22 protein-coding genes are annotated in these 20,827 nt (G+C 57.0%); 10 read left to right on the top strand and 12 right to left on the bottom strand.

Annotation, left to right across the window (positions count from 1 at the left end; genetic code table 11):
- Positions 1-10 precede the first annotated feature (10 nt).
- The gene (locus KW828_RS00445; RefSeq protein WP_218334499.1) at positions 11-2,554 is read left to right on the top strand and encodes an excinuclease ABC subunit UvrA; all 2,544 of its coding nucleotides are present in this window, start codon (positions 11-13) and stop codon (positions 2,552-2,554) included.
- Positions 2,555-2,588: 34 nt separating this feature from the next.
- Complete coding sequence (locus KW828_RS00440; protein WP_218334498.1) at positions 2,589-3,170, top strand: alpha-ketoglutarate-dependent dioxygenase AlkB; 582 nt, start codon at positions 2,589-2,591, stop codon at positions 3,168-3,170.
- A gap of 83 nt (positions 3,171-3,253) precedes the next feature.
- On the opposite strand, the gene KW828_RS00435 is transcribed toward KW828_RS00440, so the two are convergent.
- The 4 genes from KW828_RS00435 to KW828_RS00420 form a co-directional block, all read right to left on the bottom strand.
- Positions 3,254-3,610 (bottom strand): MmcQ/YjbR family DNA-binding protein, encoded by a 357-nt coding sequence (locus KW828_RS00435; RefSeq protein ID WP_218335332.1) that lies wholly within the window; start codon positions 3,608-3,610, stop codon positions 3,254-3,256.
- 166 nt (positions 3,611-3,776) lie between these two features.
- A complete protein-coding gene (locus KW828_RS00430) occupies positions 3,777-3,929 on the bottom strand; it encodes a hypothetical protein (RefSeq protein WP_218334497.1) in 153 nt (50 codons plus the stop codon).
- Between the two features lie 525 nt (positions 3,930-4,454).
- Positions 4,455-5,147 carry a hypothetical protein gene (locus KW828_RS00425; protein ID WP_218334496.1) on the bottom strand — a complete coding sequence of 231 codons (693 nt, stop codon included), beginning with the start codon at positions 5,145-5,147 and terminating at the stop codon, positions 4,455-4,457.
- Positions 5,148-5,272: 125 nt separating this feature from the next.
- The gene (locus KW828_RS00420) at positions 5,273-5,725 is read right to left on the bottom strand and encodes a hypothetical protein (protein ID WP_218334495.1); all 453 of its coding nucleotides are present in this window, start codon (positions 5,723-5,725) and stop codon (positions 5,273-5,275) included.
- Between the two features lie 285 nt (positions 5,726-6,010).
- On the opposite strand from KW828_RS00420, the gene KW828_RS00415 reads away from it, so the two are divergent.
- Entirely contained in the window at positions 6,011-6,625 is a 615-nt protein-coding gene (locus tag KW828_RS00415; protein ID WP_218334494.1) for a TetR/AcrR family transcriptional regulator, read from the top strand.
- A gap of 39 nt (positions 6,626-6,664) precedes the next feature.
- On the opposite strand, the gene ydfG is transcribed toward KW828_RS00415, so the two are convergent.
- A complete protein-coding gene (gene ydfG, locus KW828_RS00410) occupies positions 6,665-7,411 on the bottom strand; it encodes a bifunctional NADP-dependent 3-hydroxy acid dehydrogenase/3-hydroxypropionate dehydrogenase YdfG (RefSeq protein WP_218334493.1) in 747 nt (248 codons plus the stop codon).
- A gap of 160 nt (positions 7,412-7,571) precedes the next feature.
- Here ydfG and dcp point away from each other — a divergent pair, with 160 nt between their 5' ends.
- Positions 7,572-9,617: a peptidyl-dipeptidase Dcp gene (dcp, locus tag KW828_RS00405; protein WP_218334492.1), complete on the top strand. Its 2,046-nt coding sequence runs from the start codon at positions 7,572-7,574 to the stop codon at positions 9,615-9,617.
- 521 nt (positions 9,618-10,138) lie between these two features.
- Here dcp and ftrA read toward each other — a convergent pair.
- Complete coding sequence (gene ftrA / locus KW828_RS00400) at positions 10,139-11,146, bottom strand: transcriptional regulator FtrA (RefSeq protein ID WP_218335331.1); 1,008 nt, start codon at positions 11,144-11,146, stop codon at positions 10,139-10,141.
- Between the two features lie 67 nt (positions 11,147-11,213).
- Here ftrA and KW828_RS00395 point away from each other — a divergent pair, with 67 nt between their 5' ends.
- A complete protein-coding gene (locus KW828_RS00395; RefSeq protein ID WP_218334491.1) occupies positions 11,214-11,615 on the top strand; it encodes a rhodanese-like domain-containing protein in 402 nt (133 codons plus the stop codon).
- Between the two features lie 21 nt (positions 11,616-11,636).
- Here the strand turns inward: KW828_RS00395 and KW828_RS00390 are convergent, their stop codons facing one another.
- Positions 11,637-12,386, bottom strand: a complete 750-nt coding sequence (locus KW828_RS00390) for an SDR family NAD(P)-dependent oxidoreductase (RefSeq protein ID WP_218334490.1) — start codon at positions 12,384-12,386, stop codon at positions 11,637-11,639.
- Between the two features lie 89 nt (positions 12,387-12,475).
- On the opposite strand from KW828_RS00390, the gene KW828_RS00385 reads away from it, so the two are divergent.
- Positions 12,476-12,832, top strand: a complete 357-nt coding sequence (locus KW828_RS00385) for a helix-turn-helix domain-containing protein (protein WP_256349924.1) — start codon at positions 12,476-12,478, stop codon at positions 12,830-12,832.
- A gap of 158 nt (positions 12,833-12,990) precedes the next feature.
- Complete coding sequence (locus KW828_RS00380) at positions 12,991-14,094, top strand: cobalamin-independent methionine synthase II family protein (RefSeq protein WP_218334489.1); 1,104 nt, start codon at positions 12,991-12,993, stop codon at positions 14,092-14,094.
- Between the two features lie 259 nt (positions 14,095-14,353).
- Here KW828_RS00380 and ydeE read toward each other — a convergent pair whose 3' ends face one another.
- Positions 14,354-15,550, bottom strand: coding sequence for an efflux MFS transporter YdeE (gene ydeE / locus KW828_RS00375; protein WP_218334488.1), 1,197 nt, complete (start codon positions 15,548-15,550; stop codon positions 14,354-14,356).
- Between the two features lie 202 nt (positions 15,551-15,752).
- On the opposite strand from ydeE, the gene eamA reads away from it, so the two are divergent.
- The gene (gene eamA / locus KW828_RS00370) at positions 15,753-16,649 is read left to right on the top strand and encodes an O-acetylserine/cysteine exporter (RefSeq protein WP_218335329.1); all 897 of its coding nucleotides are present in this window, start codon (positions 15,753-15,755) and stop codon (positions 16,647-16,649) included.
- 32 nt (positions 16,650-16,681) lie between these two features.
- On the opposite strand, the gene marB is transcribed toward eamA, so the two are convergent.
- From marB to marR, 3 genes are read right to left on the bottom strand one after another with little or no spacing between them, the layout of a single operon-like run.
- Complete coding sequence (marB, locus tag KW828_RS00365; RefSeq protein WP_218334487.1) at positions 16,682-16,897, bottom strand: multiple antibiotic resistance protein MarB; 216 nt, start codon at positions 16,895-16,897, stop codon at positions 16,682-16,684.
- A 32-nt stretch (positions 16,898-16,929) separates the two neighbouring features.
- Positions 16,930-17,310 carry an MDR efflux pump AcrAB transcriptional activator MarA gene (gene marA / locus KW828_RS00360; RefSeq protein ID WP_140419632.1) on the bottom strand — a complete coding sequence of 127 codons (381 nt, stop codon included), beginning with the start codon at positions 17,308-17,310 and terminating at the stop codon, positions 16,930-16,932.
- A 17-nt stretch (positions 17,311-17,327) separates the two neighbouring features.
- Positions 17,328-17,762 carry a multiple antibiotic resistance transcriptional regulator MarR gene (gene marR / locus KW828_RS00355; protein WP_088221882.1) on the bottom strand — a complete coding sequence of 145 codons (435 nt, stop codon included), beginning with the start codon at positions 17,760-17,762 and terminating at the stop codon, positions 17,328-17,330.
- A 186-nt stretch (positions 17,763-17,948) separates the two neighbouring features.
- Here marR and KW828_RS00350 point away from each other — a divergent pair, with 186 nt between their 5' ends.
- Positions 17,949-18,614 carry a MarC family NAAT transporter gene (locus tag KW828_RS00350; RefSeq protein WP_088221881.1) on the top strand — a complete coding sequence of 222 codons (666 nt, stop codon included), beginning with the start codon at positions 17,949-17,951 and terminating at the stop codon, positions 18,612-18,614.
- Positions 18,615-18,652: 38 nt separating this feature from the next.
- Here KW828_RS00350 and KW828_RS00345 read toward each other — a convergent pair whose 3' ends face one another.
- Entirely contained in the window at positions 18,653-19,849 is a 1,197-nt protein-coding gene (locus KW828_RS00345) for a sugar transporter (RefSeq protein WP_218334486.1), read from the bottom strand.
- A 178-nt stretch (positions 19,850-20,027) separates the two neighbouring features.
- Here KW828_RS00345 and KW828_RS00340 point away from each other — a divergent pair, with 178 nt between their 5' ends.
- Positions 20,028-20,825: a PhzF family phenazine biosynthesis protein gene (locus KW828_RS00340; RefSeq protein WP_218334485.1), complete on the top strand. Its 798-nt coding sequence runs from the start codon at positions 20,028-20,030 to the stop codon at positions 20,823-20,825.
- Positions 20,826-20,827: the final 2 nt, after the last annotated feature.

Genomic DNA, 20,827 nt, shown 5'->3' with positions numbered 1-20,827 from the left:
AGGGGAAACCATGTCATCCGAAAAAGCATCAGAACGCATCAGCTTACACTCTCAGAATATCAGCCCTGGCGTCACTGTACACGGGGCCAGGACGCACAACCTCAGGGATGTGTCCTTTTCCTTTCCCCGTAATGCCATGGTGGTGTTTACCGGGATCTCCGGCTCGGGAAAATCATCACTGGCATTTGATACGCTGTATGCTGAGGCGCAGCGACGGTTTATGGAATCCGTTGCACCGCACGCCAGACGTTTGATCGAGCAGGCGTCCACGCCGGATGTGGACGCTATAGACGGGCTTCCGCCTGCCGTCGCCCTGCAACAGAGCCGGGCAGGCGCGCAGGAACGCTCAACGGTCGGTAGCCTGACGCGCATTTCCGTTACCCTAAGGCTGCTATTCTCTCGTGCCGGGAGCCATCCTGCGGACGTTACGTTCCTGCCGGCCGAAGCCTTCTCGCCTAATAATCCTCAGGGGGCCTGTCCTGCCTGTCAGGGCATGGGCATAGTGCATGAAGTTAAAGCCGACGCGCTGGTCCCTGACGGAACGCTTAGCATTCGCGAAGGGGCGATAGCCTCCTGGCCCAACGGCTGGCAGGCGAAAAACCTACGCTCAATTCTCGATACGCTGGGCTACGATATTGATGCACCATGGAATACGCTGGCTGAAAAAGATCGGGAATGGATCCTCTTCACTGATGAACAGCCATCAGTGCCTATCTTTATGGGACTGAATGCGGAGCAGCGCAGGGAGGCGATCGCGGCGGGTACCGAGCCCGCTTATACCGGAACCTATACCAGCGCCCGAAAATACCTGCTGCAGAGTTTCTCAGGCGGTAAGGAGTCCGTAAAAAAGCGTCTTTCCCGTTTCATTACCGTGGCATCGTGCAATGAATGCCACGGTAAGCGCCTTAATAGGGATGCCCTGGCTTACACCTTTGCAGGCCGTGACATTGCCGAAATGGGTGAACTGACAATAACGCAGCTCAGAGCGTTGCTTTCGCCCTGTGCTGAAGGACTTTCTGAGGATCTGCCACGCGAAACCGCACTGCGGGAGGCCGTCATCAGAATGACGACCGACATCTGCGGACGCCTCGGCCAGCTCGAAAAGCTCGGTCTTGGCCATCTGTCTCTTGGCCGGAGGACTACCATGCTCTCGTCCGGCGAGTTGCAGCGTATCCGTCTGGCCACGCAGCTTATCTCGCGGCTTTTCGGCGTGATCTACGTGCTCGACGAGCCGGCAGCTGGCCTACATCCGGAAGACGTACGGGCATTGCTCCAGTCCCTGCGTTTGCTGGTGGAGGCCGGTAACTCTCTGGTCATCGTCGAACACAATCTTGACGTCATCGCTGAGGCCGACTGGCTGACGGAGATAGGGCCTGGCCCCGGGGGGCAAGGCGGTGAAATCGTCTATAACGGTACGCCCCCCGGACTGCAACAGATCTCACGCTCTCCCACCGCGGGCTACCTGTTTGACAGGCATCGTCCGGGTCTTCGTCGTCGGCGTCTGCCGGAGCGCTGGCTGAGTCTTGAACAGGTCACCTGCAATAACATCCAGGATCTTGATGTGCGCATTCCCCTTGAGCGGATGACTGCCATCACCGGCGTATCCGGTTCAGGTAAGTCCACGCTTCTGTCACGGGTGCTTCCGGCGCTGCTTGAACGGCTCGACAAAACACCGGATGAAGAGGACGCCGAAGACGACAGCGTTATGCCAGATGTACAGGGGAGCATCACCGCTGGCGGGACCTCCCTGAAACGACTGGTCCGTATCGATCAGCGGCCTATTGGCCGCACGCCGCGCTCTAACCTGGCCACCTATACCGGCTTTTTTGACACCGTGCGCAAACTCTTTGCCGACACCGACGAGGCTAAAAAGCGGGGCTTTGACGCAAGCCGGTTCTCTTTTAACCTGCCGGCCGGCCGCTGCCCCGCCTGTGAGGGGCAGGGGCAGATCACCATTGAACTGATGTTTATGCCGCAGGCAAGCGCACCCTGTTCTGCCTGTGGTGGACGGCGGTACAACGAGGAGACGCTCGAAGTCCGCTGGCATAACAGGACGATCGCGGACGTGCTGGCTCTTACCGTCGACGAAGCCATTTCGGTATTCAGAAATAATGACACCATCCAGCGCTCTCTCGCTGCGCTTGCCTCCCTCGGTCTCGGTTATCTGACGCTGGGTCAACCGGCCACTGAACTGTCCGGTGGCGAATGCCAGCGCATTAAGCTTGCCTGGGAACTACAGCGCACGCAGCGTGGCAAAACGCTCTATTTGCTGGATGAACCTTCCACTGGACTGCATCCGGCAGATATGGACAAGCTGATGCGCGTCCTGGACAGGCTGGTTCAGCGCGGCGATACAGTGGTAATCGCGGAGCACGATATGCGTATCGCCTGCGAAGCCGACTGGGTCATCGATCTGGGGCCCGGGTCGGGGGAAAGCGGCGGGCAAATCGTGGCAGCCGGCACACCGGAAGAGGTCAGCCGCGCGCCGGACAGCCTTACCGCTTCCTATCTTCTGGCAAGGCTGGACAAGCGAGACGGCGAGCCTGGGCAATAGCGACGGTCGGAACCAATCACGGTAAGGAGGGAACATGCAGTTTGATTTATTTGCTGGCGACGTGCTGCCCTCTATTCCGGGGCTGATCTACCAGACCGATTTTCTGACGCCGGAAGAGGAAAAAAGCCTGCTGGAGATCATCGCCACACTGCCTCTGAAGCCCGCACAGTATAAGGAGTATGAATCTAAGGTGCGTATTCTCAGCTTTGGTGGTCTTTACGATTTCAGCACGCATACCGTAAAGCCGAGCCCGGAACTGGATATACGCCTTGTTCCCCTGCGAAACCGGGTCGCTGACTGGTTGAAAGTGGAGTATGAGGCGATTTCCCACCTGCTTGTCACCGAGTATGTACCCGGTACACAGCTGGGATGGCACCGCGATGTTCCGGTATACGAAACCATCGTCGGGATCTCACTCGACAACCCGGCCACGATCCGCTTCAGGCCATGGCCGCCCGACAGGCTGAATAGTCGCAGGGCCGTCAGCCTTGAGGTAGTGCCCCGCTCAATATATAAACTCGACGGCGAGGCCCGCTGGGGATGGCAGCACGCCGTTCCTCCCGTGAAATATCCGCGCTGGTCCATTACGCTGCGGGTGAACCGGGAACATCATTAAGGCAGGCCGCGGATGGATAAGTTCGGAGCAGGCTGCTGAGTCCCTTACATGTCATCACGCCGCCCGTAGGCGGCGTTTATTTTTTACCCTGTGGTGAGTTCATGGCTTTCGGATAAAAGATCGTGGATCTCCTTGGGTGATAGCGGCCCGGAAAGAATAACGCTGATCCAGTGCTCTTTATTCATATGATAAGCAGGCAAAATCCCTGCCATTTTTCTGAGAGAACCGATGTGTTCTGGCCTGACCTTGACCTCCAGCACGTCAATTTCCTCTTCAGTATGCAAGCCAAGCTTTGTACCGGGCACGTTCATTACTAATCCGAACCACTTCTTGCCGTCGTGATGCCGGAGAACAGCATAGCCTGGAAGATTGCTCCATAAATATTCTGGCTCGGCTTTGTAATGTTCACGTGCATATTTGAACAGCGTCTCTCTTTTCATCATGTCTTCCGAATTGAGGTGGTTTGCAGGATGTTGTACCTCATTGTTCCCGAAAGCTGAGGCTTACGTGAGGCCATTCCCTATTTAGGGTATATTTCTGATGGCCCTTACTTAGTGCTTCTGCCGCGAAGCGGACATTACCTGAGTATAGCCGGGTATCAAAACGTTACCCTGTCACGTCATCAATAACGCTCATCCCGTCTTCTGTGCGGATCCAGCACGGGGCATTGATTTCCTCGGCCAGATACGCCATCAAATCTGCCAGCAGCCAGCGCAGCGGTTCTTCTTCTTGCGGCGGCACGCTGGGGCAAAGTAACACCTGCGCCGATATAGCACCTTATCTATCGAGAGCATCAGAATCTGGGTAAAAGCGGTATTGTGACAGGCAGCGGGTCAATACATTGCTAAAAAAGAAAATGGGACGACGTGCGCGGTGTCACTTGTAGAAAGGGGTAACTGGAACTTGAACTGGTTCTGGCTACCGGCGAATGTGGTTTCGAACAGTCTGCCATGGCAATGATAATCAGCGTGGTAACAGGCATTGGCATCATTGTCGCCAGCCTTGCAATGACTGTGCATTGCTATTTGTTTGTCAGAGGCGTCATTTGACGCCTCTGACAATCTTTGTGATCAAGCACACTATTCCATTTGCTTAGCCTTTCACGTAGCGACCAAAAATAATTAGCATGAATATGAGAAAAACAGGCACAGGCCATAAAGGTCCGTCAGGGAAAAAATGTACCAGTACGACGGCGAACAAGAGTGTTAGCAATATTGGGCCGTACATTGAAAATAATGATCTGAACACTCGCTTAAAAAATCTTCTGATAAGGTTCATCATATCTTACCGAATCATCCTGGTGATAATATCTGCAATACTATCATCCGTTGCCCACTGTGCTTTAACTGCCTCAGCCCGCTCAAACAGGGGGGCAATCAGAAAATACATCATTTCCAGTTCCTGGGCATATAGCGCAGCATAGTAAGCAGGGTAAGTAAAGTGAAGGCGGTCTGCGCTATCAGCAGCGTTCTGAACGACACCATATATACCCACCGATGCGATCCCTCTCGATGACCAGTTGCCGACTAATGCGCTGATTTCAAGGCTTAAATTCATGCCAGCGGCGACGGAGGTTGCGGCTGCAAAAGCAAATCCTGTATTCGTAAGTGAACTGGCGGCAATATGGATGTTCACTGCCATTAACAGATGTTTTATATGATCTAATTGATCGGATGTTTTGTAGCGAAATATTTCTTCAAAGTAGATTTTTAGCATTTCATAAACAATATTTTCACTTCTCAGAATATGGTAAACGCCCCTGGCGAATCGGAGGTCCTCGCTCTTTTGGCGTTGGCAGACGTCCTGATATTCATCTGTAAAGCAGGATGTGTAATACAGCACGCGCGTTGCACCTGCGCCTATAGTTTCAATTTGATGTGATACTCTCTTTCCAGTTTCTGTAAAAGCATGGTCGAGTTTTAACGCCAGAATTTTATTTGCCTGTAAATAACTAATAACTTCATTGTTGTAGTACATATTCGCTCCTTGCTGGGGTTTATTACGTCCTATTATTCATTGTTGTCCATGGGAAATCATTCCCAAAAATAGATGTCCGCTCCCACAAAGCGGACATTACCCCACCTAAGCCTTACGCCAGTACGTTACCCTGTCACGTCATCAATAACGCTCACCCCGTCTTCTGTGCGGATCCAGCGCGGCGCGTTGATTTCCTCGGCCAGATACGCCATCAAATCTGCCAGCAGCCAGCGCAGCGGTTCTTCCTGTTGCGGCGGTACGCTGCGGCAAAGTAATACCTGGGCCAGGGCTGCGCAGTATTCGCCGAGCGTATCGGAATCGGGGGCAAACTGGGGAACGCGAGTGGGCAGGGTATTCACAGTAAAACGCGCCTGCTGTTCCGGCGGGATCGGCTCGTTCAGCTGGGGTTTGAGCAGGGCAAACACGGCGGAAAAGCGCCCGCACAGCGCCATTCGCAGCGCCGGATCGAGGCTTTCCGCCTGCGCTTCCGCAAGCTGGTGGCAGTGATCGGCAAGGACGGTGAAATCGGTGTCGGCATCAAACGGGATGGAAAGTAACGGGTGGATAAAGCGGGTCATGGGATAGGCTCCTGCAGTCAGTTAACGTTGACGCTCGCGCGTCGTATGTCGTCAGTGAAGTTTGCAGGATGCCAATCCCGGCACCTGATTTTGCAGGTGCGGGCGAAAGATACCGTTTTCAGCGCAAAACGGCAAGACAGCGACGGGAAGACGGCGGTGCGAATGGATAAAATGCGTACCTGCTCGCAGGAATAAAAAAGACAGGCCGTCTCTGATGCCGCTTGTGACCCTATTACCATCTGGTCACTCGTTGTTAACCCGGCGCTGCTGAGTTAAGCTTATCGGATGACGAAAAAATTGAACCCACACGCCACGCGCGGCACGGCGGACCACAGCGTTCGCGATCAGGTGGTGGAAGCCGCCACCGAACATTTCAGCCACTTTGGATATGAAAAAACCACGGTGTCCGATCTTGCCCGCGCCATCGGCTTTTCGAAAGCCTACATCTATAAATTCTTCGATTCCAAACAGGCCATCGGGGAAGTGATCTGCCGCAACCGGCTGGCGATGATCATGGAGATCGTCACTGCCGCCATTGCTGACGCGCCCACGGCGTCGGAAAAATTTCGTCGTCTGTTCCGGGCGTTAGCAGAGGCAGGCAGCGATCTCTTTTTCCATGACCGCAAACTTTACGACATCGCCGCGGTGGCCACGCGCGATCAGTGGGCATCCACCCGCGCCTACGAAGAACAGCTTAAACAGTTGATTCAGGACGTGCTGCGGGAAGGGCGTAAGTCAGGGGAGTTTGAGCGCAAAACGCCGCTGGATGAAACCGCGCAGGCGATTTATCTGGTGATGAAGCCGTATATCAGCCCGGTGCAGTTACAGTACAACCTTGAGGACGCCCCGACGGCGGCGGTACTGCTGTCGTCGCTGATCCTGCGCAGTCTGGCCCCGTAGCGCAGAGAACTAACCCCGGCTGGCGCCGGGGTCTGCACATCAGCCGCGGTGCACGCTCAGGCCGCCAAAGGTCTGGCTGACCGGCATCATTTCCAGCGTGTTGATGTTGACGTGTTTCGGCAGCGTCGCCACCCACCAGACCGCTTCGGTAACGTCTTCCGGCGTCAGCGCCGTGGTGTTCTCGTAGGTTTTTCCGGCTTTGTCGTCGTCGCCTTTAAAACGCACGTTAGAGAATTCGGTGCCGCCCACCAGCCCCGGCTCGATATTGGTCACGCGCACGCCGGTGCCGTGCAGATCGGTACGCAGGTTCAGGCTGAACTGCTGCACAAAGGCTTTGGTCGCGCCATAGACGTTGCCGCCTGCGTACGGCCAGCTGCCCGCCGTTGAACCGATGTTGATCACATGACCGCGATTGCGCGCCACCATGCCCTGCAGCACAGCGCGGGTCATGTACACCAGGCCTTTGTTATTGGTGTCGATCATGGTTTCCCAGTCCTCGACGCTCGCCTTGTGCGCCGGCTCCATGCCCAGCGCTAGACCGGCGTTATTCACCAGCACGTCGATGTCGCGCCATTCAGCGGGTAAATTCTCCATTGCCTGTTCAATGGCGGCGCGGTTGCGCACATCCAGTTGCAGCGTCAGCACGCTGTCGCCCAGTTCGTCTTTCAGCGCCTGTAAGCGCTCCTGGCGGCGGCCTGTGGCGATCACTTTATGGCCGTTTTTCACAAAGCGACGCGTAATACCTTCACCAAAACCCGCAGTTGCCCCGGTTACTAAAATAATCATCTCTCTGTTCCTTAACGCTTTTTGTGTTGCCTTAGCATAGTTGCGCAGCGGCCCGGTGGCAACGCATACCGGGCGAGTGTGTAGTGTGGCAAATAATCTGGTCCCGTGACGGGGGGATTTGTTACTGTAGAAAGCGATCAACGGCTCAGGGGAGTAAAACATGTCCGCCACCAATCCACTGTTTGAACAGAGCACGCTGCCGTACCAGGCACCGCGTTTCGATATGCTACAGGACAGCCACTACCGGCCCGCCTTTGATGAAGGGATACGGCAAAAACGCGCCGACATCGCCGCCATCACCGGACAAACTGACGCGCCAACCTTTGCCAATACGCTGCTGCCGCTGGAGCAGAGCGGGGAATTGCTGTCGCGTGTGACCAGCATCTTTTTCGCCATGACCTCGGCGCATACCAACGACGAGCTTCAACTGCTGGACGAGGCGTTCTCCGCTGAACTGGCGGATCTTGCCAACGATATTTACCTCGATGACGCGCTGTTTGCCCGCGTGGAAGCGGTCTATAACGCGCGGGATACCGCCGGGCTTGACGACGAATCCCGCCGCCTGCTGGAAGTCACCTATCAGCGCTTTATCCTCGCCGGCGCTAAACTGCCTGAGGCGGATAAACAGACGCTGAAAGCGCTCAATACCGAAGCGGCGCAGCTGACCAGCCGCTTTAACCAGCATCTGCTGGCCGCCGGAAAAGCGGCGGCGCTGGTGGTGGAGGATGTCGGTGAACTCGACGGCCTGAATGAGGACGAGATCGCCCAGGCACGCGCAGCGGCAGAAGAGAAAGGTCTGCACGACCGCTGGCTGATCCCGCTGCTAAACACCACCCAGCAGCCCTGGCTTGCGGCGCTGCGCAATCGCCAGACCCGTGAAAAACTCTTTACCGCGGGCTGGCTGCGTACTCAGCGCGGCGATGAAAACGACACCCGGCAGATAGTGCTGCGCTTAACGCAGATCCGCGCCCGTCAGGCGCAGTTGCTGGGCTTTGACGATTATGCCGCGTGGAAGATCGCCGATCAGATGGCGCAAACACCGGCTGCCGCACTGCGCTTTATGCGTGACATCGCCCCCGCGGCACGCGCCCGTGCCGAAAAGGAACTGGCGGATATTCAGCAGGTGATCGACGCGCAGCAGGGCGGCTTTACCGCCCGCGCCTGGGACTGGGCTTTCTACGGTGAACAGGTGCGCCAGGCGAAATACGCCATTGATGAAAGCCAGATCAAACCCTACTTCGCGCTGGACAACGTGCTGGTGGACGGCGTGTTCTGGACGGCAAGCCAGCTGTTTGGCCTCACCTTTACCGAGCGGGCGGATATTCCGGTGTATCACCCGGACGTGCGGGTATGGGAAATTTTCGATGAGGACGGTACAGGGCTTGCGTTGTTTTACGGTGATTTCTTCGCCCGCGACTCGAAAAGCGGCGGCGCGTGGATGGGCAACTTTGTGGAGCAGTCGACCTTAAACGGCACCAGGCCTGTGATCTACAATGTCTGTAACTATCAGAAGCCTGCCGCCGGGCAGCCCGCGCTGATCTCCTGGGACGATGTGATCACCTTGTTCCACGAGTTCGGCCACACGCTGCACGGCCTCTTTGCCAGCCAGCGTTACGCCACGCTTTCCGGGACCAACACACCGCGAGATTTTGTCGAGTTCCCGTCGCAGATCAACGAGCACTGGGCAAGCCATCCGCAGGTGTTTACCCGTTACGCCCGTCATTATCAGAGCGGTGAGCCGATGCCGGACGCGCTGCGTGAAAAAATGTTCAGCGCCACGCTGTTTAATAAAGGCTACGACATGACGGAGCTGTTAAGCGCCGCGTTGCTGGATATGAACTGGCACAGCATCCGCGCGGATCGTGACATTAACGACGTCGATGCCTTCGAAGCCCAGGCCATTAAACAGGAAAACCTCGATCTGGAGGCGGTGCCGCCGCGCTATCGCAGCAGCTACTTCGCGCATATTTTTGGCGGCGGCTATGCGGCAGGTTATTACGCCTATCTGTGGACGCAGATGCTGGCCGATGACGGCTATCAGTGGTTTGTGGAGCAGGGGGGCTTACGTGCGGAAAACGGGCGACGTTTCCGGGAGGCGATCCTGTCACGGGGAAACAGCAGTGATTTAGCTGAGCTTTATCGCCAGTGGCGCGGGCACGATCCGCTGCCTGAGCCGATGCTGAAAAATCGCGGGTTGAGTCGTTAAGTGAACGGTGAGGTTCGCGGGTAAAATAAGCCCTTGTTTAATAACAAGGGCATTGTCTGTATTTCATCAGCTTGCCATCTTACGCGCTTTGCGCTTTCGTTGGATGCAGGAGCTTGCGGTTAAACGTGTACCACAAGTTGAACAAATTGCGCCGTGTGGATGGTGCTTTTCTGGGTTGAAAGTCGTGAAGATAAACGAGCTTCCGTGACATGTTGGGCAAATAAATTTGAGATTGTAAATAATCCCTCACGCCGGTCAGGTGGAGAACAGACGCTAACACAAATTTTTGGCCCTAAAGGATATATCTTCTTATTTGGGAATTATCGCAGGACCTTAAAACGGCGAATTCAGACTGCGCTGTATTGCCATCGTTTAGCTCTTGTTGAGCCTGGTACTGCTAAGGTCTTAAACGAACCGTGGCCCCGTCAATGCATTGACGGGCATACGTACAACGCATAACAATGATCCTATCCATGCAAGCATTTCCGCCAGACTTCTGGCGGATTTTTTTTGCCTGCGATTCAGTCCAGCGGGCGGGTCAGCATGGCTTTGCGGTAGTCGCCGGGTGCCTGGCCGAACTGCGCGCGGAAATGGTGACGCAACGAGGCCGCGCTGCCAAATCCGGTCTGGTCGGCGATCTCATCAATGCGTAACGTCGAGCTGGCCAGATACTCTTTTGCGCGCCGCAGCCGCTCGTTAAGCACCCAGCGCGCGGGCGTGGTGCCGGTGGCATCGGCGAAGCGCCGTAAAAAGGTGCGCTGGCTCATCCCCGCCTGACGGGCGAGCGCGTCCACGGTGTGATTTTCCGCCAGCGACTGATGCAAAAAATCAAAGATCATGCCCAGCGATTTGCTCTCCCGCGCGCGGGCAACCGGACGCACCAGCTGCTGGGTTTGCGCGCCGTCGCGGTGCGGCTGCACCACCAGTCTGCGGGCGACGTTATTGGCGATCTCTGCCCCATAATCACGCCGCACCACATGCAGACATAAATCGATCCCCGCCGCGCTGCCCGCCGAGGTCAGCACCGTCCCCTCATCATAATAGAGCGCATCCTCCAGCACCTGAATGGCCGGAAAGCGGCTGCGCAATTGCGCGGTGTAGCGCCAATGGGTGGTGGCGTTGCGCCCGTTCAGCAAACCGGTGGCGGCGAGCACAAATACCCCGGAACAGATGGTCATGATGCGGCAACCGCGCGCGCTGGCGGCACGCAGGGCATCGCACAGTGCCTGCGGCACCGGCGTGTCCGCGCCGCGCCAGCCGGGGATCACGATGGTGTCGGCCTGCGCCAGCAGAGTAAGCCCGCCGTCGGTCATGATGCGGATGCCGCCGGTGGCGCGCAGTTCCCCTTCATCCACCGCCGCTACCGCAAAGCGATACCAGTTGTCGCCCAGTTCCGGGCGCGGCAGGCCAAAAATTTCCACCGCCACGCCGAATTCGAAGGTGCATAAACCATCGTAGGCGAGGGCGACCACCAGCGGGCGGTAGGAAGGAGAAGATAATATTGTCATGATCCTGGCGTTTTCTGGCAGACCGGCGGGCGGTGGCACGGTGATTGACACGATAGAGTAGTGGTATCACAAACCCGGAGAAAACACGATGAGCTATGTAACCGAATTCCCTGCCGCCACGCCGGAAGACACCCGCCAGCATTTTCTGACCCGCCTGCGGGTGGAAACGGACTGCGCCGACGTCCATCACGCCATCACGCATCAGGAGCAGGATTTTGTGTTACTGCATGTGGTGGGAAGTGAGGCGATGTTTGCCCGCCGCCATCTGCCGGGGGCGATCCATTTGCCGCATACGCAGATGAGTGCCGAACGGATGCAGGCGTGGCCCGACGGCACGTTGTTTGTGGTGTACTGTGCCGGGCCACACTGCAACGGCGCCGATCGCGCCGCGTTAAAACTCGCCAGTCTCGGCCTGCCGGTAAAAATCATGATTGGCGGCATCACCGGCTGGGAAGATGAGGGTTATGCGTTTGCGCAGGGCGAGGCGTGATCGCCCTGCGCGATAACGGTGTCAGATCTGCGCCGCGCCGCCGTCCACGAACAGTTCGCTGCCGTTAACGAAGCTGCTGTCGTCCGAGGCGAGGAACAGGGCGGCGGCGGCCACTTCGGACGGCTCCGCCAGACGGCCCAGCGGTGTCGTTGCCTCAACGTCCTGGATCATCTGCTGATTCGCTGTCTCATCCGGCGACAGGTTATGCCAGCCGGGTGTGGAGGTGGAACCAGGCACCAGCACATTCACGCGGATCTTGCGCGGGGCCAGATCGAGGATCCAGCCGCGGGCGAAGGTGCGCAGCGCGGCTTTGCTGGCGCTGTAAACGCTGAACGCCGGAATACCGGTGGTGGCGCTGGTGGAGCCGGTGAGAATAACGGATCCGCCATCTTTCAGCAGCGGCAGCGCTTTCTGCACGGTAAACAGCGTGCCTTTGACGTTAGTGTCAAAAATACGTTCGTAGTGCTCCTCAGTGATTTCCGCCAGCGGCGCGAAATCCCCGCCGCCTGCGTTAGCAAACAGCACGTCAATCTGTCCCGCCTGTTGACGGACCTGGTCAAACAGGTTGTCGAGATCGGCCATTTTTGAAATGTCACACGGAATACCGACCGCGCCATGCCCGATCTCCGCCACGGCACTCTCCAGTTCGCTGACGCGACGACCGGTCAGAAATAAACGTGCGCCTTCCTGTGCAAAGCGTTTCGCCGACGCCAGACCGATCCCGCTGTTCGCACCCGTAATAACGACAACTTTACCTGCAAGCTTACCCATGATGTTCTCCGGCATTGTGTGTGAGAAAGCAGTGTAAGCACAGACTTTCCTGTATACTAGTACCTACCAAAAGGTATGTATGGAGAAAAATGATGGAACCTGTCTGCGGCCTTGATGTGGCCCTGCATTACATTGGCGGTAAATGGAAGCCGCTGCTGCTGTTTTACGTGCAGTACAGCCCGCGTCGTTTCGGGGAATTTAAACGGCTGGTGGAGGGGATCAGCGAGAAAGTGCTGATCCAGCAGCTCAAGGCGATGACGGAAGACGGCATCATCAGTCGTCATGATTTCCAGGAGGTGCCGCCACGGGTGGAGTACACCATCACCGAGTTTGGTCGTTCGCTGGCCCAGGCGTTGCAGCCGCTGTGTGAATGGGGCACCCGCAACCGGGAAAACCTGGCAGCTAAACCTGCCCACGAAGCAGAAGCGGCAAGCACGACGGACTGAAGATGAATCTTTTTCATCATGGGTGAGGTTTTCTCATTTGCCATCAGCGGCAGGATATGACATCTTTTTTTGGATGTTTAGCCGTCCAGAAGGCTAAAAATTCAAATAATGAACTATCACGCCAGGGTATTACTTCCACTGGCGGCAAGGAGAGAACCATGCAGCAGCAACACGCCCCGTACCGCGCCGATGTCGTCGGCAGTTTTTTACGCCCGGACGCCATTAAACAGGCCCGTCTGCAATTTGCCCGCGGTGAAATCGACGCCGTGCAGCTGCGCGCCGTGGAAGATGACGCCATCCGCCAGGTGGTGGAGCAGCAGTGCGCCTGTGGCCTGCATGTGGTGACCGACGGTGAGTTCCGCCGCGCCTGGTGGCACTTCGACTTCTTTGATGGTCTGAACGGCGTGGAGCGTTACGATTCGGAGCAGGGCATTCAGTTTAACGGCGTGCAGACCAAAGCCCACAGCGTGCGCGTGACCGGCAAGCTGAGTTTTGGCGATCACCCGATGCTGGAAGACTTCCGTTATCTGCAAAGCATCAGCGGTAACGCGCAGCCGAAAATGACCATCCCCAGCCCGAGCGTGCTGCATTTCCGCGGCGGTCGCCAGGCGATTGACGCTACCGTGTATCCGACCCTTGACCGCTATTTCGACGATCTGGCGACCACCTGGCGCGATGCCATTCGTGCCTTTTATGATGCCGGCTGCCGCTATCTGCAACTGGATGACACCGTGTGGGCGTACCTGTGCTCTGACGACCAGCGTCGGCAGATCCGTGAGCGGGGCGATGATCCGGATGAGCTGGCGCAGATTTATGCCCGCGTGCTCAACAAGGCGCTGGAAGGTAAGCCGGACGATCTGACTATCGGGCTGCATGTCTGCCGGGGGAATTTCCGCTCGACGTGGATCTCCGAAGGCGGTTACGAGCCGGTGGCGGAAGTGCTGTTCGGCACGGTGAATGTCGATGCGTTCTTCCTGGAATACGATAACGACCGCTCCGGCGATTTTGCGCCGCTGCGCTTTGTGCGTCCGGGCAAACAGCAGGTGGTGCTGGGGCTTATCACCACCAAAAATGGTGAGCTGGAATACCCGGAAGGTATCAAAGCGCGTTTGCAGGAAGCGGCGCAGTATGTGGACATCAAGCAGATTTGTTTAAGCCCGCAGTGCGGCTTTGCGTCAACCGAAGAGGGCAACTCCCTCACAGAAGCGCAGCAGTGGGATAAAGTCCGGCTGGTAACGGCGATCGCCAGTGATGTGTGGTAAGTGACGGTGTAACCTTTTGTTTGAGGGTTTAACGCAGCAGTTGCCCGGCGGCGCGTGGCTTGCCGGGCCTACAGGGCCATTACGATCTTCACCTCGAGCACCGTAGGCCGGGTAAGGCGTAGTAGTAAATGCCCGGCGGCGCGTGGCTTGCCGGGCCTACAACGCCATTACGATCTTCACCACGTGTGCCGTAGGCCGGGTAAGGCGTAGCCGCCACCCGGCATTTACCATTAAACCCCCCACCGCCCGGCAAAACGCCTTACACCGTCACCTTTTGCTTCACATCCTGCCACGGACTGACCCGCATCCCGAGCAGCATCATCAGCCAGGCCAGCACAATCACCACCATCATGATCACAAACAGCGACCAGCCCGGCAATGTGGTGAGGATCACCCCGGTCGCCAGCGGGTTTAACGCCGCGCCGAGCCAGCCTAACGCCTGTGCCGAGAAGTAGCTCGCTTTCATGCCCGCGGGGGCGATGTTATCAATCAGCAGGTATTCCCCCGGCGCATAGATAATCTCGCCGATGGTAAAGATCGCCGATGCCGCGCCCCAGAACCACAAATTGCTGCCGGCGAGCATAAATCCGGTCAGCCCGATGACAAAACAGACCGTCCCGGCGGCCATCAATGGCTGAATGTTGCGCGCCGTCAGACGGCGACCCAGCGCATACTGCAGGCTGACCACCATCGCGGCGTTCACCGACAGCACCACGGCCACCACTTTCTCGGCGAAACTGTTATCCGCCACACTCATCACGTACTGGGAAATACAGGAGGCAAACGAACCGGCGACGAACGCGGCCAGAAAGCCCGACAGCGTAAACCACAGCAGGGCTTTATCCCGCAGCAGCACTGACGGCGACCAGGCCACGCTCACTTCACCATCAGGCGTGACCGGAATGCGCTGCACATACAGCTGTATAAACACCAGCGGGAACGCGGCGCAGGCTGCTGCCAGCCAGAACGGCAGATTCACGCTCTGCATCACCAGCAGCGTGCCGAGGGGCGGCCCCACCGTCCAGCCAATATTCAGCACCGTGTAGTTGAGCGAGAAAATTTTTGATTTTGCCGACGGCGTCAGGGTGTCCGAGAAATAGGCTTTCAGCACGGTGGAGAACACCGAATAGGCGCAGTTGATCAGCGCAAACAGCGCCACCACCAGCACCACATTATGACTGAGCGGAATGGCAGTGAAGCCGACGATAAAACAGGTAATGGCGATCAGCATGTAGCGTTTTTTATCAAACTTATCCGCCAGCATGCCAAAGCCCAGACTGAAAAAGACGCCGATGGTCAGGGCGATACTCAGGGCATAACCCACCGCATCCACCGTCAAGCCGTACTGGCGATTGAGATAGATGGTCATAAACGGCAGCGTGGCACCGCGACCGATGGTCAGCAGTAACGAGGAGGCCAATAGTGCGAGGGTGGAACGGGTTTGTGCTGGGATCATGGGCTTGCCTGACATCACATCTGTTATCGTTATTTGCTATGTCTTACAGCAATAACATGCATAAAAGCGCTTGTATAGCTACGGGTTTGCTCTCAAATGCGAAAATGCCCCTGCCAGAATTTGGGATCTGCCTCTGTACATTCGTTTACGTTAACGTTACTTTTTTACATAAATTTAATAAATCTAACTGATCGGGGCAATGATGACGCGCAAAGATAGTCTGCTGGCGTTGCTGGTCGTGGTGGTGTGGGGACTGAACTTTGTCGTCATTAAACTCGGGCTACATAACATGCCGCCGCTGATGCTGGCGGGATTACGTTTCGTGCTGGTGGCCTTTCCGGCGCTGCTGGTGGTTTCCCGCCCGAAGATCCCGCTGCGTCTGCTGCTGGGCTACGGGCTGACGATAAGCTTCGGGCAGTTTGCTTTTCTGTTCTGCGCCATTAACTTCGGCATGCCCGCCGGGCTGGCCTCGCTGATGCTCCAGGCACAGGCGTTTTTCACCATCATTCTCGGTGCCTGCGTGTTCGGCGAGCGTTTACAGGCGAAACAGGTGATCGGCATTACGCTGGCGGTGTTCGGCGTGCTGGTGCTGGCGCAGGCGAGCCTGAATGGTCAGCATGTGGCGCTGCTCGGCTTTATGCTGACGCTGGCGGCGGCGCTCAGCTGGGCCTGCGGCAATATTTTCAACAAGATGATCATGCAGCTGCCGGTGCGCCCGTCGGTGATGTCGCTGGTGGTGTGGAGCGCGCTGATCCCCATTGTGCCCTTTATGTTGGCGTCGCTGATTTTCGATGGTCCGGCGGTGATGCTGCAAAGCCTGGTGAATATCGACATTGTCACCGTCTTCTCACTGCTCTATCTGGCGTTTGTGGCAACCATTATCGGCTACGGCATCTGGGGAACGCTGCTCGGGCGCTATGAAACCTGGCGTGTCGCGCCGCTGTCGTTGCTGGTGCCGGTGTTCGGTATGGGCAGCGCGGCGTTGCTGCTCGGGGAGACCCTGACGCTGCTGCAACTGGCGGGGGCGGTGCTGATTATGGCGGGGCTGTATATCAATGTCTTTGGCATTCGCCTGCGTAAGGCGCTGCCGGTCAGATAAAAAAAAGCCCCGCCGAAGCGGGGCAAAGCGAATTAGCCGTGCCGGTTATAATAAGGCACGCCTAATTCGTCGGATTTGTCGCTGCCGGTGCCCATATGGTTAAAGTCGAAAGGTGACTCGTCATGGGCCGAAGGCATAATCATCGCGTCGCGGCTGGTTGCCGCCGAAGGATGACCGGACTGCTCCGCATAGCTCTGGGCACTTACCAGCATCAGAGCGGTGAGGGCAGCGGAGACGATAGTTTTCATGATTTCCTCGATACGTCTAAAACAGGCGTTTCTCAATTACAGTGGTTAATAGGTAGCAGATACCGGGTTTCGCCATGCATACCGGTGGTACGGTATTTGTGCGGCGGCACGTCAAAGTAGTTCTTGAAAGTGCGCGTCAGCGTCTGCTGAGACTCAAAGCCATAACGCTCGGCCAGATACAGGATCGGCTCGTTGCTTTGCTTGAGCTTTTGCGCAATTTCAGTCAGTTTGCGGCTGCGGATGTATTGACCCAATGAATGGCCAGTCTCTTTTTTGAACATCCGTTGCAGGTGCCACTTTGAGTAACCTGAACGCTCGGAAACCTTCTCCAGCGACAGCGGTGATTCCAGGTTATCTTCAATCCAGTCCAAAATGCTATGAATAGTGATGGCGTCATTATTGCGTCTGGACATCGTCATACCTCGTTGGTTTACGGCAGTACTTTTTTGAGCAAATGCTCAAGAGTTGCCACTTCGTCTGCCGTTAAGTTTTTTGTTAGTTCCTGGTGCAGGTCTTGTCCTAATAACTGATGACCGCGCTCGCACAGCGCCGCGCCATCGGTGGTCAACCGGATCAGTACGCCACGCTTATCGTGCGGGTTTGGCGTACGTTCGATCCAGCCTTTGCATACCAGACGATCCAGCATGCGGGTCAGGGCGCCCAGATCGACAGACAGTGCTTTTTTCAGTTCCACCGGCGTAATGCAACCGGGGCAGCGAATGGTGCAAAGCACTTTAAACTGCGTCGCGGTAATATCCAGCGGCGACAGATAGTCGTTGAGCAGGCGATCTTTTTTCTGGTTAACCATATGAATAAGACGGCCAAGTGGGATGATTTCGTTAAACAAGTCACTTGTGCTTTTCACGATGGTTGCCCCGGCAAGTAAGTAATCACGGCGGATATTATTGCCGGGGCAAGTATAAGTCAACTGAATGAATCAACCCATGCCACGAATTGCTAAAACCCTTCACTGTCGTCACCGTCCTGCCCCTCACCCCCGTTTGCAGATATACTTGACCGGTCTTTACCTCATCACAGGAGTGAAATTCTCATGCTGGATCTCTTCCGGGCGATTGGCCTTGGGCTGGTAGTCTTACTGCCGCTGGCGAACCCGTTAACCACCGTCGCGCTGTTTCTTGGCCTGGCCGGGAACATGAACAACGCCCAGCGTAACGAACAGGCACGCATGGCCTCGGTGTATGTCTTTATCATTATGATGGTGGCGTACTATGCCGGGCAGCTGGTGATGAACACCTTTGGTATTTCGATACCCGGTCTGCGTATTGCAGGGGGGCTGATCGTCGCCTTTATCGGTTTCCGGATGCTGTTCCCGCAGCAGAAAGCCCATGAAACGCCGGAGGCGAAAACCAAATCCGAGGAGCTGGAAGACGCGCCGGACACCAATATCGCCTTTGTGCCGCTGGCGATGCCGAGCACCGCCGGGCCGGGAACCATTGCGATGATCATCAGCTCCGCCTCCACGGTACGCCACACCAGCGAATTTCCGGAGTGGGTGATCACCGTGGCACCGCCGATTATTTTCGCGCTGGTCGGACTGATTCTGTGGGGCAGCCTGCGCAGCTCCGGGGCGATCATGCGGCTGGTGGGCAAAGGCGGTATCGAAGCGATTTCACGTCTGATGGGCTTTTTGCTGGTCTGTATGGGGGTGCAGTTCATCATTAATGGCGTGCTGGAAATCATAACCACTTACCATTAAAAAACAGCCCCTGACCGTTTCGGTGAGGGGCTGTCCGTTCAGGCGGTCGGCGCGTGTTCTTCCAGCGCCGTCGGCCAGCGGCGGAAAATCAGCAGCGCCCAGATCAGCGCCGCCAGCGCAGGCATTGCGCCGACATAGCCGATAGCGCTCATCGACCCGTGCAGACTCACCTGATTTCCCACCAGCGCCCCCGCGCCAATTCCTAAGTTAAATATCCCTGAGAACAGGGCCATCGCCACGTCGGTGGCATCCGGTGCCAGTGACAGCACTTTCACCTGCATCCCCAGCCCGATCACCATGATCGCCACGCCCCAGAACACGCTCAGCACTGCCAGATGCAGCTCACTGTCTGCCGCCGGAAGCAGCAACACCAGGCACAGCGTCAGCAGGGCGATAGCCCCGCTCACCAGCCCGGAAGCGTGCGCGTTACCCAGCTTGCTGAACAGCACGCTGCCTATGATGCCCGCGCCGCCCAGCACCAGCAACAGCAGCGTGGCAAAGCTGGCGCTCGATCCGGCTACGGTCATTACGAACGGCTCGATATAGCTGTAGGCGGTGTAGTGCGCCGTCACCACCACCACGGTCAGCAGATAGATCGCCATCAGCGCCGGGCGGCGGAACAGCACCGGCAGGCTTTTCAGCGATCCGGAATGCTCACTCGGCAGGCGCGGCAGCAGTTTCATCAGGCACAGCAGGGTGATGAGCGCCCCAAGGCCGATAATAAAGAAGGTGGTGCGCCAGCCGAAATACTGTCCGACGATCCGGCCAATCGGCAGACCGAGCACCATCGCCAGCGCGGTACCCGTCGCCAGCAGGCTCAGCGCCTGGGCGCGTTTACCCGCCGGGGCGAGGCGGATCGCCAGCGACGCGGTGATCGACCAGAAAATCGCGTGAGCAAAGGCGATACCGATACGGCTTAATACCAGCACGGTAAAGTTCCACGCCAGGAATGACAGCACATGGCTGGCGATAAACAGCACGAACAGGCCAATCAGCAGTTTGCGCCGCTCCACCTGACTGGTGAGCAGCATGAACGGCAGTGACAGCAGCGCCACCACCCAGGCATAGATGGTCAACATAATGCCGACCTGCGCGGTTTCCATATCAAAGCTCTGCGCGATGTCAGAGAGCAGCCCCACCGGCACAAACTCGGTGGTATTAAAAATAAAGGCGGCAATGGCAAGCGTAACCACCCGTAGCCACGCGACCCGGCGTGAAACCGTGTTGGTTGTCATAAAATTCTCAGGCGTGAAAGCAAAAGGAAAGGCGGCGATCTTAAAACGATCGCTGGCGAAAATACAGCCGTTTTGTGATCTATATCTCATTTTTCTGCGCCCGCTGAGGGTGAAAAATGGCTGCGCGCCTCGCCGCCCTGTGTCATGGTAACCGTCGGACCCGTAACAGGAGCAGGCAATGCAGGAAATTGATTTTTATATGGTTGATGCGTTCAGCGACCGCGCCTTTGGTGGCAACGCGGCGGCGGTATGCGTCTTAACGGAGTGGCTGCCGGATGAGACGCTGCTGAAAATGGCGAAACAGCATAACCAGTCCGAGACAGCGTTTTTTGTGCGTCATGCTGAGGGTTATGAACTGCGCTGGTTTACCACCCAGTATGAAATTGACCTGTGCGGTCACGCGACGCTCGCCGCCGCGCACGTGATATTTAATCATCTGGGTCATCCTGACACGGAAATCGCGTTTACCACGCGCTTTGTCGGTCCGTTAACCGTCGCGCGTCACGGCGACTGGCTGACGCTGGATTTCCCGGCCTGGCAGACGCAGCCGGTGGACACGCCGCCGCCTGCGCTGTTCAGTGCGCTGGGGATCGACCACGCGGTGGAGGTCCGTGCCGGACGCGATTACCTGGTGGTGTTGCAGGATCAGCAGCAGGTGGAAGCCCTGCAACCAGATATTCCGGCGATGATGCCGCTGGGTAAGATGGTCTGCGTCACCGCTCCGGGCGACAGTCATGATTTTGTCAGTCGCTTTTTCTGCCCCGGCGAGGCGGTGGCGGAAGATCCGGTCACCGGCTCGACGCACAGTATGCTCATTCCGTACTGGGGTGAAAAACTGGGGAAAACGCAGCTCGCGGCGCGTCAGGTGTCTGCCCGTGGCGGCGATCTGCGCTGTGAATGGCGCGGCGAGCGGGTAAGTATTGCGGGTCAGGCCACCACCTATCTCACCGGGCGCATTCAGCTCAAACAGGCGTGATT

Origin of the sequence: Enterobacter sp. ENT03, assembly GCF_019218745.1 — a bacterium.
Taxonomy (GTDB): domain Bacteria; phylum Pseudomonadota; class Gammaproteobacteria; order Enterobacterales; family Enterobacteriaceae; genus Enterobacter_D.
This window is presented reverse-complemented; position numbering and strand designations above follow the sequence as displayed.